Consider the following 15921-nt stretch of genomic DNA (forward strand, 5'->3'; position numbering starts at 1 on the left):
TTTTTTTTAACTATTAATTCCTTCTAAATCAAACAAAAAAGCATATTCTAGTGCTACTTCCTTTAAACTCTCAAAACGTCCAGAAGCACCACCATGTCCTGCTTCCATATCGATATGAAATAATAATTTATTAGTGTCTGTTTTTAGTTCTCTAAGTTTTGCAACCCATTTTGCTGGCTCGAAATACTGCACTTGAGAATCATGTAAACCGGTTGTAACTAGTAAGTTTGGGTAGTTTATTGCTTTTACATTATCGTATGGTGAATAGGATTTCATATAATCGTAATATTTTTTTTCGTTTGGGTTTCCCCATTCATCGTATTCTCCTGTTGTTAAAGGTATAGTATTGTCAAGCATTGTTGTAACAACATCTACAAATGGTACAGCAGCTATAACACCTTTATATAGTTCTGGATTAAGATTTAATATCACTCCCATTAACAACCCTCCTGCACTTCCTCCCATGGCATATAAATGCTCTGGAGATGTATATTTTTGTGCAATTAAATATTTTGAACAATCTATAAAATCACTAAAGGTGTTCATTTTTGTTAATAACTTTCCGTTTTCGTACCATTCTCTACCTAAATATTCTCCACCTCTAATATGGCTAATTGCATATACAAAACCTCTATCGAGAAGACTTAAACGTATTGTGGAAAAATAAGGATCTATTGTTGCGCCATAAGATCCATAAGCATATTGCAATAGTGGATTTTTTCCATTTAAAGTAATTCCTTTTTTATAGACTATAGAAATGGGCACTTTAATACCATCTCTTGCTGTTGCCCAAACACGTTTAGATTCGTAGTTGTCTTTATTAAATTTACCACCTAAAACTTCTTGCTCTTTTTTTATAGTTTTTACTTTAGTTATAAAATTATAGTCTATAACAGAGCTTGGTGTTGTTAATGCGTTGTAACTATATCTTAATTCGGTACTATTAAAATCTGGATTATTACCTAAGGTTGCAGTATAGGTTTCGTTATCGAATGGTAAATAATAATCTTCATCTCCATTCCAACTCATAATTCTAATTTTGTTAAGTCCATTCTCACGTTCATTAATTACAAGATAATTATCAAAAATTTCAATGTCTTCTAATAAAACGTCTTTTCTGTAAGGCAATACATCTTTCCAGTTTTCTTTTTGTGTATTGTGTTCTGACGTTTTTTGAAGTTTAAAATTTATAGCACCATCTTTGTTTGTAATAATGTAAAAACTATTGTTATAATGTGCAATTGAATATTCTAACTCGCGTGTTCTTTCTTGAAATATTTTAAAATGGCTATCAGGAGTCTCTGCGTTTAATATTCTATATTCTGAAGTTAGAGTACTAGAACAACCAATAACGATATATTTTTTAGATTTTGTTTTGTAAACAAAAGCATTAAACGTGTCGTCTGTTTCATGATATACTAAAACATCTGAAGTTGCTTCTGTATTTAATTTATGTTTATAAATTTTGTCTGAACGCAAGGTTACTGCATCTTTCTTAGCGTAAAACAGGGTTTTATTATCATTTGCCCAAGTAGAGCTTCCTGTTGTATTTTCTATTTTATCTGAAAAGATTTCTCCTGTTTTCAAATTTTTAATTTGAAGTGTATATTGCCTTCTACTTACAGTATCTACTGCAAAACTTGCCATTGTATTGTCTGGACTAATAGAAATACCTCCTAATTTAAAATAGGCGTGACCTTTAGCCATTTCATTACAATCTAAAATAATACTTTCGGGAGCTTCTAAAGTTTCTTTTTTTCTGGTGTAAATAGGATAATCTTTACCTTTTTGGAATTTAGTTATATACCAATACCCATTTAATTTATAGGGAACAGAACTGTCATCTTCTTTAATTCTACCTTTCATTTCCTCAAAAAGGTCTTTTTGAAAAGCTTCGGTGTGTTTTAAAACCGACTTAGTGTATGCGTTTTCAGCATTTAAATGCTCAATAACTTCTTTATTTTCTCTATCATTCATCCAGAAATAATTATCTAAACGAACATCGTTATGTTTTTCTATAGACTTGGGTGTTTTTTTTGCAATTGGAGGTTTAACTAACACTGATGTTTTAAGCATATTCTATTTTATTATTTTTTAAATAGTGAAACAAAAATAAAACTAATACTAATAAAAGTATCAGTTTTTTGAATAGATATTATGTTGGTTATTAACCATTCAATTTAATAAATTTGTATTTATATTAATATAAAACAAAGATTATGTTTGGAGATTTATCAGTAATGATGGGTAAACTTAAAGAAACCCAAAAAAAAGTAGAAGAAACAAAATTAAGATTAAATTCTGTTTTGGTTGACGAACAAAGCAACGACGGTCTTTTAAAAGTTACTTTAACAGCAAATAGAACTTTAAAAGCAATTACTATAAATGATGCGCTTTTACAAGACAAAGAACAATTAGAAGATTATTTAATATTAACATTAAATAAAGCAATAGAAAAAGCCACACAAATTAATGATGCAGAATTAGCTGCAGTTGCAAAAGAAGGAATGCCAAGTATTCCTGGTATGGATATGTTTAAGTAAATTAGTTGTAAACAATACATAAAAGCCTCTAAAAGTAAAATACTGTTAGAGGCTTTTATGGTTTAAATACTATACTTGTATAACGTCAGCAAAAAGTGAACTAGTTATCACTTTAATATAAGAGAGAGGTTTTATTATTTTTACAAACCTTTAAATCTTAAATGATGAAAAACAAGAAAAGATAAGATTGTTAGTAATACTTTTTTCATTTTTTAATAATTTTAATGGTTATTTATAGATTATTTTAAACTAAATTTTTAGTCCATAATTTAATACTATGCAAAAATAAATCTAAATGAAAAAAAAGACCTTTAAATGTTAAAATTTCAAGAGCATTTCGACAAAGTGCAAATATATCTGATTAAAAACAAAAATATACTTTTAAATATTGATAATCATTAAGTTACAAAAAAGTAGTTTTAAAAATTAAAAGTCTGTAAATAACTTAAAAAAGCATCATGCATTCTAGAATTATAGTCTAAATGCGTTACTATTCTTAATTTTCCTTGTCCCATATCACTTATAAAAATACCTCTATTTTTTAGTTCATTTATAAAAGTAACACCATTAATGTCATCATTTAAATTAAAAATAACAATATTGGTTTCAACTGGTTTTACATTTTTTATAAAAGAACAATTTTCTAAAACAGAGCCTATTTCCTTAGCTTTTTTATGGTCTTCCTTTAATAGTATTAAATTATTATCTAATGCATAAAGTCCTGCTGCAGCTAAAAATCCAACTTGACGCATACCACCTCCAAGAATTTTTCTAATTCTTATAGCATTTTTCATTAAATGTTCGTCACCCACTAATACTGAACCAATTGGACAACCTAATCCTTTACTTAAACAAACAGAAATAGTATCGAAAATTTCACCATAAGCTTGAGGTTTTTCATCTTTAGCTACTAATGCATTCCAAAGACGTGCACCATCTAAATGAAATCCTAGGTTATTAGTCTCACAAACATTCTTTATTTTTTGTAGCTCGTTAAAATCCCAACAAGATCCTCCACCTTTATTTGTAGTGTTTTCTATTTCTACTAAAGTGGTTAATGGACTGTGGTAAAAATCTGGAGGATTAATAGCTTCTATAACTTGTTCTGCAGTAAACATACCTCTATTGCCATCGATTAATTTACAAGATACACCACTATTAAAAGAGGCTCCTCCACCTTCGTAGTTGTAGATATGAGCATATTTATCGCAAATAACTTGATCTCCAGGATTAGTATGTAACTTTATTGCGGTTTGGTTAGCCATTGTTCCACTAGGAAAAAACAAAGCATGAGACTTACCAAATAGCTTGGCTACACGTGCTTCTAAAGCATTAACAGTTTCATCTTCCTTATAGACATCGTCTCCTACTTTAGCACTAACAATAGCTTCAAGCATACCTTGAGACGGCTTAGTAAAGGTGTCACTCCTTAAATCAATTTTTATCTGTTCGTCTTTCATTTTAAATAATTGTCAGATAGAATTTGCCATTAACATTTTAATTAGAAATATATTATGTGGCTCATTTCATTTGTATTTATTTTTAGCATAAAACTATAAAATAAATGAGGAATAATTTTCAAATGCTGCTATTAATTCTATTTTTGTTTTAAACTTAAATATAATGATAACACAAGATCAAATTAAAGATCTCTCACAACGCCTAACTAAGTTAAGGCAATATCTTTGACATAGATGCCAAACTTATAGAAATTAGTAATGAAGAAGAACAAACTTTTTCTCCTGATTTTTGGAACGATTCTAAAGCTGCAGAAATTATAATGAAATCACTTCGTGTGAAAAAAAAATGGGTAGAAGACTATAATACTGCATTTACCTATATTGAAGATTTAGAAGTTATTTATGATTTCTTTAAAGAAAATGAAGCCACTGCAAAAGATGTTGAAAACCGTTTTGAAAAAGCAGAAACATTAATTGAAGATCTTGAATTTAAAAACATGTTATCTGAAGAAGGTGACAGCCTGAGTGCTGTGCTTCAAATTACTGCTGGAGCTGGTGGAACAGAGAGCTGTGATTGGGCACAAATGCTTATGCGTATGTATTTAATGTATGCCGAAAAAAACAACTTTAAAGTAAAAGAACTAAACTTTCAAGAAGGTGATGTTGCTGGAATTAAAACAGTAACCATAGAAATTGAAGGCGATTATGCTTTTGGTTGGCTTAAAGGTGAAAATGGAGTGCATAGATTAGTACGTATTTCTCCTTTCGATAGTAATGCAAAACGACATACCAGTTTTGCTTCGGTTTATGTTTATCCTTTGGTTGATGATACTATAGAGATTGAAATCAATCCATCAGATTTAGAAATTACAACAGCAAGATCAAGTGGTGCTGGTGGGCAAAATGTAAATAAAGTTGAAACAAAAGTACAACTATTACACAAGCCTTCTGGAATACAAATACAATGTTCTGAAACACGTTCGCAACACGACAATAGATCTAGAGCATTACAGATGCTTAAATCTCAGCTTTACGAAATTGAATTGCAAAAACAATTAGCTCAACGTGAAGACATTGAAGCAGGAAAAATGAAAATTGAATGGGGAAGCCAAATTAGAAATTACGTCATGCATCCATATAAATTAGTAAAAGATGTTAGGTCTGCTCATGAAACTGGAAATGTAGATGCTGTTATGGATGGCGATATTACTCCTTTTCTAAAAGCCTATTTAATGATGATGGGACAAAAAACAACAGATTCTAATCAATTATAAAATAATAAAGTTCTATGATTATAATTTACCATAACAACCGTTGCAGTAAATCGCGTAGTGGTCTAGAAATTCTAAAAAAATCAGGAAAAGATTTTAAGGTGATTAAATATCTAGAAAATGTACCTACAAAATCTGAACTAAAAGCGTTAATTAAATTATTAGGAATTGAACCTATAGATTTGGTGAGAAAAAACGAAGCTATTTGGAAGTCTAATTACAAAAATAAAGACATATCCAACGACTCCATTATAAATGCTATGTTAGAACATCCCAAGTTAATTGAGCGACCTATTGTTGTTAGTGGTAACAATGCAGTTATTGGCAGACCTCCAGAACGGATTTTAGACCTAATATCTTAAACTTTAAGCCTTGTGAATTCACAAGGCTTTTTTTATTTAACAAAGATTTAAGCAAAACACTTTAAACCAAATTCTACTTTTGAAATCTAAAAAACAAAACTCAAGACATGCACAAAATAATTATTAGTACCATTCTATCTCTTTTTTTAACAAGCTTAGCTTTAGGACAAGAACAGGTGACTGTTTCTGGAAAAATTTTAGAAAAAGACACAAATATACCATTAGAATGGGCTACTGTTGTAATTTCTAATCCTACAGATGGTAAAATTGTTTCTGGTGGAAGCGCAAACGAAAAAGGAGATTTTAACTTTAAGGTTGTTGCTGGTACATACAATGTATCTTTTGAGTTTATGAGCTTTAAAACACAAACACTTAAAGCTAGAGAAATAAATAAGTCTACAGATTTTGGAAACATATATCTTATAGAAAGTGCCACAACACTTGAAGAAGTAGAACTTATTGCAGAAAAAACAACTGTTGAAATTAAGCTCGATAAAAAAATCTATAATGTTGGAAAAGATTTAACTGTAAGAGGTGGAACCGTTAGCGATGTTTTAGACAACGTACCATCTGTTTCCGTTGATGTAGAAGGTAATGTAGCACTTCGTGGAAACGACAACGTTCGTATTTTAATTAATGGTAAACCTTCTGGATTAGTTGGTTTAAACTCTACAGATGCTTTGCGTCAACTTCCTGCTGAATCAATTGAGAGAGTTGAAGTCATTACTTCTCCATCAGCAAGATACGATGCCGAAGGAACAGGTGGAATTTTAAATATAATCCTGCGTCGAAGTAAACTTCAAGGCTTAAATGGAGCCATTACAACTAACGTTGGTTATAATCCTTCAGCTGGAATAAATGGAAATATAAATTATAGAACAGGAGATCTCAATATTTTTAATACTTCTGGCTATAGCTATAGAGAATCTCCAGGTAATTCTTCTTCTTTAACACAATACAATTCTACTGGGAATTTTTTAGATGAATCGAATACTTACGATAGGCAACGTAAAGGATTAACCACTAATTTTGGTGTTGAATGGTATGTTAACGATTCTGCCTCTTTAACAGGTTCAATACTATACAGAGATAGTAATGACAAGGATTTAAATACAAACATTCTAAATCAATTTGATCCAAATAGAAATTTATTTTCTACAACTATACGATTAGAACCAGAAACAGAAGAAGATAAAACCATGCAATATGCGTTAAACTTTCAAAAAAACTTTAAAGAAAGTGGACATGTTTTTAAATTCGATTTTCAATATGAAGACAATCAAGAAAACCAGAATGCTTTAATTACTGTTAACGATATTGCTGTTGAGAATGTAGTTACATTAGAAGACCAAAGCCAGATTCTTTTGCAATCAGACTATGTATTACCAATTGGAGAAAATAGTCAATTTGAAGCTGGCTATAGAGGTAATTTTGACACCACAACAACAGACTTTACTGTTGCGCAACTAAATAACGATACTGGTTTTTTTCAAACAAATTTAGACTTAACAAACGTGTTAAATTTTAAGCAATACGTCAATGCTTTCTACGCTCAATATGGTAGCAAATTTAATAAGTTTTCATTTTTATTAGGATTAAGAGTAGAAAACACAAGAATCACTATAGACCAACCGACTTCTGGAGATTTTAACAAGAAAGATTTCACAGGTCTATTTCCAACTATAAATTTAAATTACGAATTTAGCGATAAAGAAAGTTTAACCTTAGGTTACGCTAGGCGTTTAAGAAGACCACGAGGTTTCTTTTTAAATCCGTTTCCTTCTCGTAATAGTGTAACAAACTTTTTTCAAGGAAATCCGGATTTAAACCCAAGTTATTCTGGACAAATAGATTTAGGTTACTTAAAACGTTTTGGGAAATTTACATTTAATTCGTCTGCTTATTATTCTCATGCAACAGATGGTTTTAATTTTATTAGCTTCGATACTGGAGACACAGCAAATGTAAATGGTGAAGAATTACCAATTATTAAGCGAACTCCTATTAATCATGCAACAGAAGACCGTTACGGTTTTGAGTTTACTTTAACCTATAACCCTTCAAGAAAATGGCGTATAAATGGTAATTTTAATTTCTTTCAAAATGAAATAAAAGGAACAACACCTAACGGTTTATCTTTAGACAATACAAATAACAGCTGGTTTGCACGAATAAATAATAAATATACCTTACCAGGAAACATAGATTGGCAAACCAATTTAAACTATAATGGTCCAAGTGCAGATGCCCAAAATACAAGAAAAGGCATATTTTCTACAACTATGGTATTTAGTAAAGACTTATTTAATGAAAACGCATCTATTGCTTTTAATGTAAACGATTTATTTAACAGTAGAAAAAGAATACAAACCACAACTACTCCAACTTTTAATGCCGAAAGTGAGTTTCAATGGAGAGAACGTAGTTTTAACTTAGCATTTACTTATAGATTTAACCAGAAAAAGAAAGTTGAAAAACGTGGTGATTATGGAGACGATGGTGGTTTTGAAGGATAGATTTATGTGGCACTGTTCAGTAATCATTTGACAGAGCATAATCTTGCGAAAAACAGTTATAAAAAAAAGGGAAACTTAATATTAAGTTTCCCTTTTTTTATGTAGTAATATAGCTAATTAAGCTTCACGCTTAGCTTTCTTCTCTTCTTTAATTTCTTTAAGACGCTCTAATAAACTTCCACCAATCCAATAAGGAACAACAAAAGTGATTAAAAATATCATTAACCAAAAGCCTATGGTTAAAATAGTTAAGAATGCTAAAAAGCCTAAATATTGGTCAAATTCGAACATAATCGATGTGTCTTTTATTAATTATTGCACAAATATAAGTTAAACTGTTTTTTTATACAATATAAAGTTTGAAATTATTAACAGCATTGTTAACATATTTAAAATACTAGTCTATCTGTTCACCATGTTGACTGAGGTCTAAACCACGAGCTTCTTGGTCTTCACGAACTCTCATTTTTAAAAGCACATCTACAATTTTAAAAAGTAAATAACTGCCACAAAATGTAAAAACAACAGTAATAAACAATGCTAAAACATGATAATAAAAAGTGTTAGTTTCACCATAAATAAGTCCAACTTCATTAGCAAAAACAGCGGTTAAAATCATTCCAACTACACCACCAATTCCATGACTTGGAAAAACATCTAAAGTATCATCAACACTAGATTTATTTTTTAAATAAATCATCCAGTTACAAATTATAGCTGCTACAAAACCAATAAGCATAGACTGTCCTATATTAACAAATCCAGCAGCTGGAGTAATAGCTACTAATCCAACAACAGCACCAATACAGGCACTTACAGCAGACATTTTTCTACCCATATAGCGCTCGTAAAACAACCAAGTAATCATAGCAGTAGCAGAAGCAATATTAGTATTTGCAAATGCAATAACGGCATCTCCATTTGCGCCTAAAGCAGAACCTGCATTAAAACCAAACCACCCAAACCAAAGTAATCCAGTTCCTAAAATAACGTACGGTACATTTGCATGCGCTTCTTGTACAACTTTTCTTTTTCCTAAATAAAGTGCTCCAGCAAGTGCTGCAAATCCAGCAGACATATGTACAACAGTTCCACCAGCAAAATCTAAAACGCCCCAATTTCTAAATAAACCGTCTGGATGCTACGTCATGTGTGCTAAAGGACTATAAATAAAAATACTAAACAAAACCATAAATAAAATATAGCTTCTAAAACGAATACGACCAGCAAAACTACCAGTTATTAAGGCTGGCGTAATAATTGCAAATTTTAAGTTAAATCCATACTCGTCATAAAGGGAGTGGTTGACGAAAATGCTGGATTTGGTTCTAAACCTACGTTTTTAAAATTAAGATAGGTTAACGGATTACCAATAATGCCACCTATACTATCTCCAAAAGCTAAACTAAAACCAACAAAAACCCAAAGTATACTAATAACACCCAAAGCAACAAAACTTTGAAGCATGGTAGAAATTATATTTTTTTTGTCAATCATTCCACCATAGAAAAAAGACAATCCTGGTGTCATTAAAAGAACAAATGCACTAGCAACAAGCATCCAAGCGGTATCGCCTTTGTCAATCTCTGAAGATAACTCCTGATAATTTGTTGCAGTAAATGCACAAAAACATACGATTAAAAGAAGCAGAATAAAATTAACTTTCCTTCCCATTTTAATTTTTTTTATGATGTTAATAAAATGATTAAAAATTAGGTTGCAAATTAGTTCTTAACCTACTAAAAATCAATGCCTAATTCGTAAAAAAAAGTGTATTTATTTTAGAATATGATATTTATAATACCAGAAAAATCAAACTATGGTAAAGACCTAATTTTATGTATGTGAAGAATACTATAAATACATTTAAAAATATAACCTGTTTATTGATTATAGTTCTTTTTTGCGTGCTCAAATAGATTATTATTTAATTTATTTTTCACACCAAACTGAATTTACAGTTATATCTACTATTTGCATGTACAAAAACATTCATAAAACTAAGTTAGTTTTTATAAAACCAATACTCAAAATCAAGTATTGTAATTCTATTAAAACTTATCTACATTCATTAAAAAATAATCCTCAAAATTTCGTAATTTTGCTAACCTAAAACAAACCTGAAAACACATGGAATTTAGAATAGAAAAAGACACAATGGGTGATGTTAAAGTGCCAGCAAATAAACTTTGGGGAGCACAAACAGAACGTTCAAGAAATAACTTTAAAATTGGCGCAGCGGCTTCTATGCCTTTAGAAGTGGTTTACGGTTTTGCTTACTTAAAAAAAGCTGCGGCTTTTACAAATGCAGAATTAGGCGTTTTAGACGAAGCAAAAAGAGATTTAATTGCTCAAGCTTGCGACGAAATTTTAGAAGGCAAACACGACGACCAATTTCCATTAGTAATCTGGCAAACAGGTTCCGGAACACAGTCTAATATGAATGTAAATGAGGTCGTAGCCAATAGAGCTCAGCAATTAGCAGGACGTATTGTTGGTGAAGGCGAAAAAGTAATAGCTCCTAATGACGACGTTAATAAATCGCAATCCTCTAACGATACCTTTCCAACAGGTATGCATATTGCAGCCTACAAAAAAATTGTAGAAATCACCATTCCTGGTGTTATAAAATTAAGAAACACACTTCACAATAAATCTATAGCTTTTAAAGACGTTGTGAAAATTGGTAGAACGCATTTAATGGATGCAACGCCTTTAACTTTAGGTCAGGAATTTTCGGGTTATGTATCGCAATTAGATCATGGTTTAAAAGCGTTAGAAAATACGTTACCACATTTAGCAGAATTAGCGCTTGGTGGAACAGCTGTTGGTACTGGTTTAAATACACCTAAAGGCTATGATATTTTGGTAGCCAAATACATTGCAAAATTTACTAATCTGCCATTTGTTACTGCCGAAAATAAGTTTGAAGCTTTAGCTGCACATGATGCTATTGTAGAATCTCATGGCGCATTAAAACAATTAGCAGTCTCTTTAAATAAAATAGCTAACGATATTAGAATGATGGCTTCTGGACCACGTTCTGGAATTGGAGAAATTATTATTCCTGCAAACGAACCAGGAAGTTCTATCATGCCAGGAAAAGTAAACCCAACACAATGTGAGGCTTTAACCATGGTTTGTGCACAAGTAATGGGTAACGATGTTGCGATTACTGTTGGTGGCACACAAGGCCATTACGAGCTTAATGTATTTAAACCAATGCTAGCTGCAAATATTTTACAATCTGCACAATTAATTGGTGATGCGTGCACAAGTTTTGAAGAGCACTGTGCAGCTGGAATAGAACCTAATCACGCTATTATTAAAGAATTATTAAACAACTCGTTAATGTTAGTAACGGCTTTAAACACCAAAATAGGGTATTATAAAGCTGCCGAAATTGCAAATACAGCGCATAAAAACGGAACCACTTTAAAAACAGAAGCTGTAAACTTAGGTTATGTAACTGCCGAAGACTATGATGAATGGGTAAAACCAGAAAACATGGTTGGTAGTCTAAACTAATTTAAAATCTACAACATACTTAAAAAAACCGATTATTATTATTCAATAATCGGTTTTTACATTTTCTCTATATTTACACTATGATTAAACATCTCGACAACCCAAAAAACAACATCATTGCAATCATTATTGTAGAAATAATCACCTTATCCATAACTTTTTCTGCAGATTTTTCTGATGCTGGACCATTAGCGTCTGTAGTCTTAAAATGGATTCCAGGTATTATTGGTGTTACCACGCTTCTACTCTATTTTGTGTCGCGTTTGATTATAAAAAAATATAATTGGTGTATAAGCTTACTCGGTATTATCATTATGTTTTTTGTCGCTTTTAATTTATACTCATCAGATTTCTCACAAACACTTTAGTATGACTATTTTAATAAAAAATATAAAAGAATTACTTCAAATTAGAGAACCAAATATTTTAAAGGTTTCTGGTGAAGCCATGAAAACATTGCCAACGCTTAAAAACGCTTATGTATTTATAGAACACGATATCATTGTAGACTTTGGCAGTATGGAAAACTGCAAGTATAACAATACAGATGAAGTGATTGACGCTCAAGGAAAAATTGTTTTGCCAACCTGGTGCGATTCGCACACACATATTGTATATGCAGGAAATAGAGAGCAAGAATTTGTAGATAGAATTAACGGCTTGTCTTACGAAGAAATCGCCAACAGAGGTGGTGGCATTTTAAATAGTGTAAAAATACTAGAAAACACTTCCGAAGAAGACCTATACCAACAATCTATTGTTCGTGTTAAAAACGTAATGCAATTAGGTACTGGAGCTTTAGAAATAAAATCTGGTTATGGACTGTCTACAGAAGCCGAACTTAAAATGCTTCGCGTAATACAACGCATAAAAAAAGAATTTCCAATAAAAGTAAAAGCCACTTTTTTAGGAGCTCATGCTTTTCCACTAAAATTCAAAAACAATAAAAAAGGTTATTTAGACTTGATTATTAATGAAATGTTACCTAAAATAGCTAAGGAAAACCTAGCAAATTACATAGATGTATTTTGCGAAAAAGGCTATTTTTCTTTAGAAGAGACAGAGCAAATTCTTAAAGCAGCAAAACAATACCATTTAACACCAAAAATACACGTGAACCAGTTTAATACTTTTGGAGGTGTTGCTTTAGCTGTAAAACATAACGCACTAAGTGTAGACCATCTCGAAGAACTCAATCAAGACGATATAAATGCACTAAAAGGCAGCAATACAATGCCAGTGGCCTTGCCTTCTTGTTCGTATTTTTTAAGTATTCCATACACTCCAGGACGACAAATTATAGATGCAGGTTTACCTCTAGCATTAGCAACAGATTATAATCCTGGTTCTACACCTTCTGGAAATATGAATTTTGTTGTGAGTACTGCTTGTATTAAAATGAAGTTAACTCCCGAAGAAGCAATTAATGCAGCCACTATAAATGGTGCTTATGCTATGGGAATTAGTAACCAATACGGAAGCATTACAAAAGGTAAAAAAGCAAACCTAATTATTACTAAAAAAGTACCTAGCTACAACTATTTACCATATGCTTTTGGAGATAATAGTATAGATAAAGTGATTATTAATGGTGAAACCATTTAATTTTAATATTGAAAGTACCTTGTCTTTCTCTATGTTATGTAAAGCGAATGGCTTGAACAATTTTCTATTACTTTGCAATTATCTTAAAAACGTACCTTACGGAAGAACAGCAGACCGAAGTAAGTATCTTTCTGTTTTAACAGAAAATAAAGGCACATGCTCTACAAAACATGCCTTTTTAAAACAGGTTGCTATTGAAAATAAGCAGGATACTGTTCAGTTTTTTATTGGTATTTATAAAATGAATGAAGCGAACACCAAAGGTGTAGGCAACGTTTTAAAACAATACAATCTAGAGTATATTCCAGAAGCACACACCTACTTAAAAGTAAATGGAGCTATTTTAGATATTACTAGAACTTTAGTTTCTAAAGAGTCTTTTAATAACAAACTGCTACTGGAAACAGAAATACAACCAAAAGGTATTGGAGACTACAAAATACAAATACACCAAAACTATCTAAAACAATGGCTTTTAGATGAAAAACTAACTTATACATTAGATGCTATTTGGAACATTAGAGAGTTGTGTATATATGCCTTAAGTAAATAAAAAAGCCTGAAAATTTAAATTTTCAGGCTTTTTAAATATCATGTGTTTTGAAATCATTTCATAGTAAACTGAGAACTCGTCACTAATTCTTTACCATTAAAAACATTTACTTTGTAAGTGCCTTTTTCAAAATCAACATCATCATTTTTCTTTGCAAGGTACTCGCAAATTGGTAAACTTTGGTTTTCGTAATTAAACTTACTAATTAAGCTATAATTTAAAACTTCTTCTCCAAAAGTAATTTGTTCGTTTACTCCTAAAATATTGTTTTTAGGATCTATAACTTGTACAAATAGTTCTTTGTCTCCAACCTGAACTAGTTTATTTTTAGCTACTGTAAAACAAATTCTAATCTTATCGCTACGTCTTGCGCGTTCTGTAGGTATTTGCTTTCCAGAAGAACGCTCAATTACACCAGTAACATTCATGCTATTTGCAGATAATACAGCAGCACCTTCCACTATATCTACTAAAGCTGTATTTTGTACTAAAAGGGAATCTGTAAACGTAGTACGTTCTGCTAGTTTAAGTTCGTAGTCCACCTTAGTACTATCTAAAGTTGTTGCTAGCAATTGGTTTTCCACTTTAAGTTTATCGTTTTCAGTTAAAATGAAGTCCATTTCCTTTTGTAATGCTAAATACTTCTTTTTAAATTTCCATAAGCTTTTTACGTTAGTTTCAGATACTTTTAAAGAATCTATTAAGCTTTCAATACGCGCTTTAGCTTCAACTAAATTTTGGTTTACTACTTTATTCTCACGCATTGCAACATCGTATTGTACTGCCATTTGGTTTAATTCATTTAATACTTTAGTCTTTTCATCTACTAAAACTTTTTCGTTTTCTACTTTTTCCTTGTATAGAGAAGTTGAAAATACGCCTAATCCAACAAATAAAGCGATTGCAATACCTAAGGCCACTTTTATACTAGTGTTTACTGTTTTACTTTCCATAATAGTTTAATTTTAAAGGTTATTTATATTTAATTTAAAGGTAACAATACTTATAATCTACTTTTAAAACATTAATTTTAATCTTTTAAAACGCTATCTTAAACGTTATGAATAAATTGGTTTTAATGTCCAAATCTAAAGTTGATGAACTTGTAAATACACGTTCTGGCGAAACTAAATTTGGAGAGCAAATTATGGTATTACCATCCATTACAAACATATACGACGACTTAAAACATTTAGACGTCAAGTATGTATTAATTGGTTTACCTGAAGACGTTGGCGTTTTTGCAAATAAGGGAAAACAAGGCACTTGCAAGGCTTGGGATGCTACAATTAAAATTTTGTTAAATACACAAAATAACTCTCTTAATCAAGGAGAACAATTGTGTATTCTTGGACATTTGGATTTTTATGAAGCACAAAAACAACTTTCTAAATGGGATCAAAACAACGAAAGACATTTAAAAAAGGCAAGAGCTCTTGTTTCAGAAATAGATAAAGAAGTTAGTAATCTTGTGTTTAATATTGTGAAAGCTGGAAAAATCCCTATTATTATTGGTGGTGGACATAACAACGCTTATGGTAATATAAAAGGAACATCTCTGGCCTTAAAAAATAAAATAAATGTAGTTAATTTCGATGCGCATACAGATTTTAGAGCACTCGAAGGCAGACACAGTGGTAATGGTTTTAGTTACGCTTTCGCGGAAGGATTTTTGAATCGGTATTTTATCTTTGGGATACATGAAAATTATACCTCTCAAAACATTTTAAATGAGGCTTTAAATGGAGAAAACACTATAAAGTATAATACTTTTGAAGCTATAGAAGTTAGAAAAGAATTTAAATTTAAATCTGAAATAAAAAAAGCTTTAAAATACGTTTCAAAAGCTAATTTTGGCATTGAAATAGATTGTGATGCTATTGCAAATATACCAAGTAGTGCACAAACACCTTCTGGTTTCTCTGTAAATCAAGCGCGAGAGTTTGTTCATTCTTTTGGAAGTCATAAATTGGCTGCCTATCTTCATATTTGTGAAGCTGCACCAACCAAGAAAACAGAAGCACAAGTAGGAAAATTAATTGCATATCTTATAACAGATTTTATGAGAGCTAACAGTAATTAA

The 15921-nt window shown here is 31.0% G+C and carries 13 protein-coding genes and 1 pseudogene; 9 read left to right on the top strand and 5 right to left on the bottom strand.

Annotated features, from left to right (window positions below; all coding sequences use genetic code 11):
• Positions 1-6: 6 nt before the first annotated feature.
• Positions 7-2076 carry a S9 family peptidase gene (locus P8H50_RS08995; protein WP_300208018.1) on the bottom strand — a complete coding sequence of 690 codons (2070 nt, stop codon included), beginning with the start codon at positions 2074-2076 and terminating at the stop codon, positions 7-9.
• A gap of 143 nt (positions 2077-2219) precedes the next feature.
• On the opposite strand from P8H50_RS08995, the gene P8H50_RS09000 reads away from it, so the two are divergent.
• Positions 2220-2543 carry a YbaB/EbfC family nucleoid-associated protein gene (locus P8H50_RS09000; RefSeq protein ID WP_300208021.1) on the top strand — a complete coding sequence of 108 codons (324 nt, stop codon included), beginning with the start codon at positions 2220-2222 and terminating at the stop codon, positions 2541-2543.
• Between the two features lie 419 nt (positions 2544-2962).
• On the opposite strand, the gene P8H50_RS09005 is transcribed toward P8H50_RS09000, so the two are convergent.
• On the bottom strand, positions 2963-3988 hold the full coding sequence (locus P8H50_RS09005) for a GntG family PLP-dependent aldolase (protein ID WP_300208254.1): 1026 nt from the start codon (positions 3986-3988) through the stop codon (positions 2963-2965).
• 178 nt (positions 3989-4166) lie between these two features.
• Between P8H50_RS09005 and prfB the strand changes: the two genes are divergently transcribed.
• The 3 genes from prfB to P8H50_RS09020 all read left to right on the top strand — a co-directional run bounded on the left by prfB (position 4167) and on the right by P8H50_RS09020 (position 8152).
• A protein-coding gene (gene prfB / locus P8H50_RS09010) for a peptide chain release factor 2 (RefSeq protein WP_300208023.1) occupies positions 4167-5277 on the top strand; the annotation gives its coding sequence in 2 pieces (ribosomal slippage) (positions 4167-4229 and positions 4231-5277; 1110 coding nt in all).
• A gap of 14 nt (positions 5278-5291) precedes the next feature.
• Entirely contained in the window at positions 5292-5636 is a 345-nt protein-coding gene (gene arsC, locus P8H50_RS09015; RefSeq protein WP_300208025.1) for an arsenate reductase (glutaredoxin), read from the top strand.
• 107 nt (positions 5637-5743) lie between these two features.
• Positions 5744-8152, top strand: coding sequence for an outer membrane beta-barrel family protein (locus P8H50_RS09020; RefSeq protein ID WP_300208026.1), 2409 nt, complete (start codon positions 5744-5746; stop codon positions 8150-8152).
• A 117-nt stretch (positions 8153-8269) separates the two neighbouring features.
• On the opposite strand, the gene P8H50_RS09025 is transcribed toward P8H50_RS09020, so the two are convergent.
• Both P8H50_RS09025 and P8H50_RS09030 read right to left on the bottom strand, forming a co-directional pair.
• Positions 8270-8443, bottom strand: a complete 174-nt coding sequence (locus P8H50_RS09025) for a hypothetical protein (protein WP_300208027.1) — start codon at positions 8441-8443, stop codon at positions 8270-8272.
• A 106-nt stretch (positions 8444-8549) separates the two neighbouring features.
• Positions 8550-9826, bottom strand: a pseudogene (locus P8H50_RS09030) (ammonium transporter).
• Positions 9827-10282: 456 nt separating this feature from the next.
• On the opposite strand from P8H50_RS09030, the gene fumC reads away from it, so the two are divergent.
• The 4 genes from fumC to P8H50_RS09050 all read left to right on the top strand — a co-directional run bounded on the left by fumC (position 10283) and on the right by P8H50_RS09050 (position 13838).
• Complete coding sequence (fumC, locus tag P8H50_RS09035; RefSeq protein WP_300208028.1) at positions 10283-11680, top strand: class II fumarate hydratase; 1398 nt, start codon at positions 10283-10285, stop codon at positions 11678-11680.
• An 80-nt stretch (positions 11681-11760) separates the two neighbouring features.
• Positions 11761-12048 carry a hypothetical protein gene (locus P8H50_RS09040; protein WP_300208030.1) on the top strand — a complete coding sequence of 96 codons (288 nt, stop codon included), beginning with the start codon at positions 11761-11763 and terminating at the stop codon, positions 12046-12048.
• 1 nt (position 12049) lies between these two features.
• Positions 12050-13285: an imidazolonepropionase gene (hutI, locus tag P8H50_RS09045; protein ID WP_300208033.1), complete on the top strand. Its 1236-nt coding sequence runs from the start codon at positions 12050-12052 to the stop codon at positions 13283-13285.
• A 52-nt stretch (positions 13286-13337) separates the two neighbouring features.
• Positions 13338-13838, top strand: a complete 501-nt coding sequence (locus P8H50_RS09050) for a hypothetical protein (RefSeq protein WP_300208035.1) — start codon at positions 13338-13340, stop codon at positions 13836-13838.
• A 53-nt stretch (positions 13839-13891) separates the two neighbouring features.
• Here P8H50_RS09050 and P8H50_RS09055 read toward each other — a convergent pair whose 3' ends face one another.
• The gene (locus P8H50_RS09055; RefSeq protein ID WP_300208037.1) at positions 13892-14791 is read right to left on the bottom strand and encodes a chromosome partitioning protein ParA; all 900 of its coding nucleotides are present in this window, start codon (positions 14789-14791) and stop codon (positions 13892-13894) included.
• A gap of 107 nt (positions 14792-14898) precedes the next feature.
• Here P8H50_RS09055 and P8H50_RS09060 point away from each other — a divergent pair, with 107 nt between their 5' ends.
• Complete coding sequence (locus P8H50_RS09060; RefSeq protein WP_300208040.1) at positions 14899-15921, top strand: formimidoylglutamase; 1023 nt, start codon at positions 14899-14901, stop codon at positions 15919-15921.

Origin of the sequence: Lacinutrix sp. (assembly GCF_029238095.1) — a bacterium.
Lineage (GTDB): Bacteria > Bacteroidota > Bacteroidia > Flavobacteriales > Flavobacteriaceae > Lacinutrix.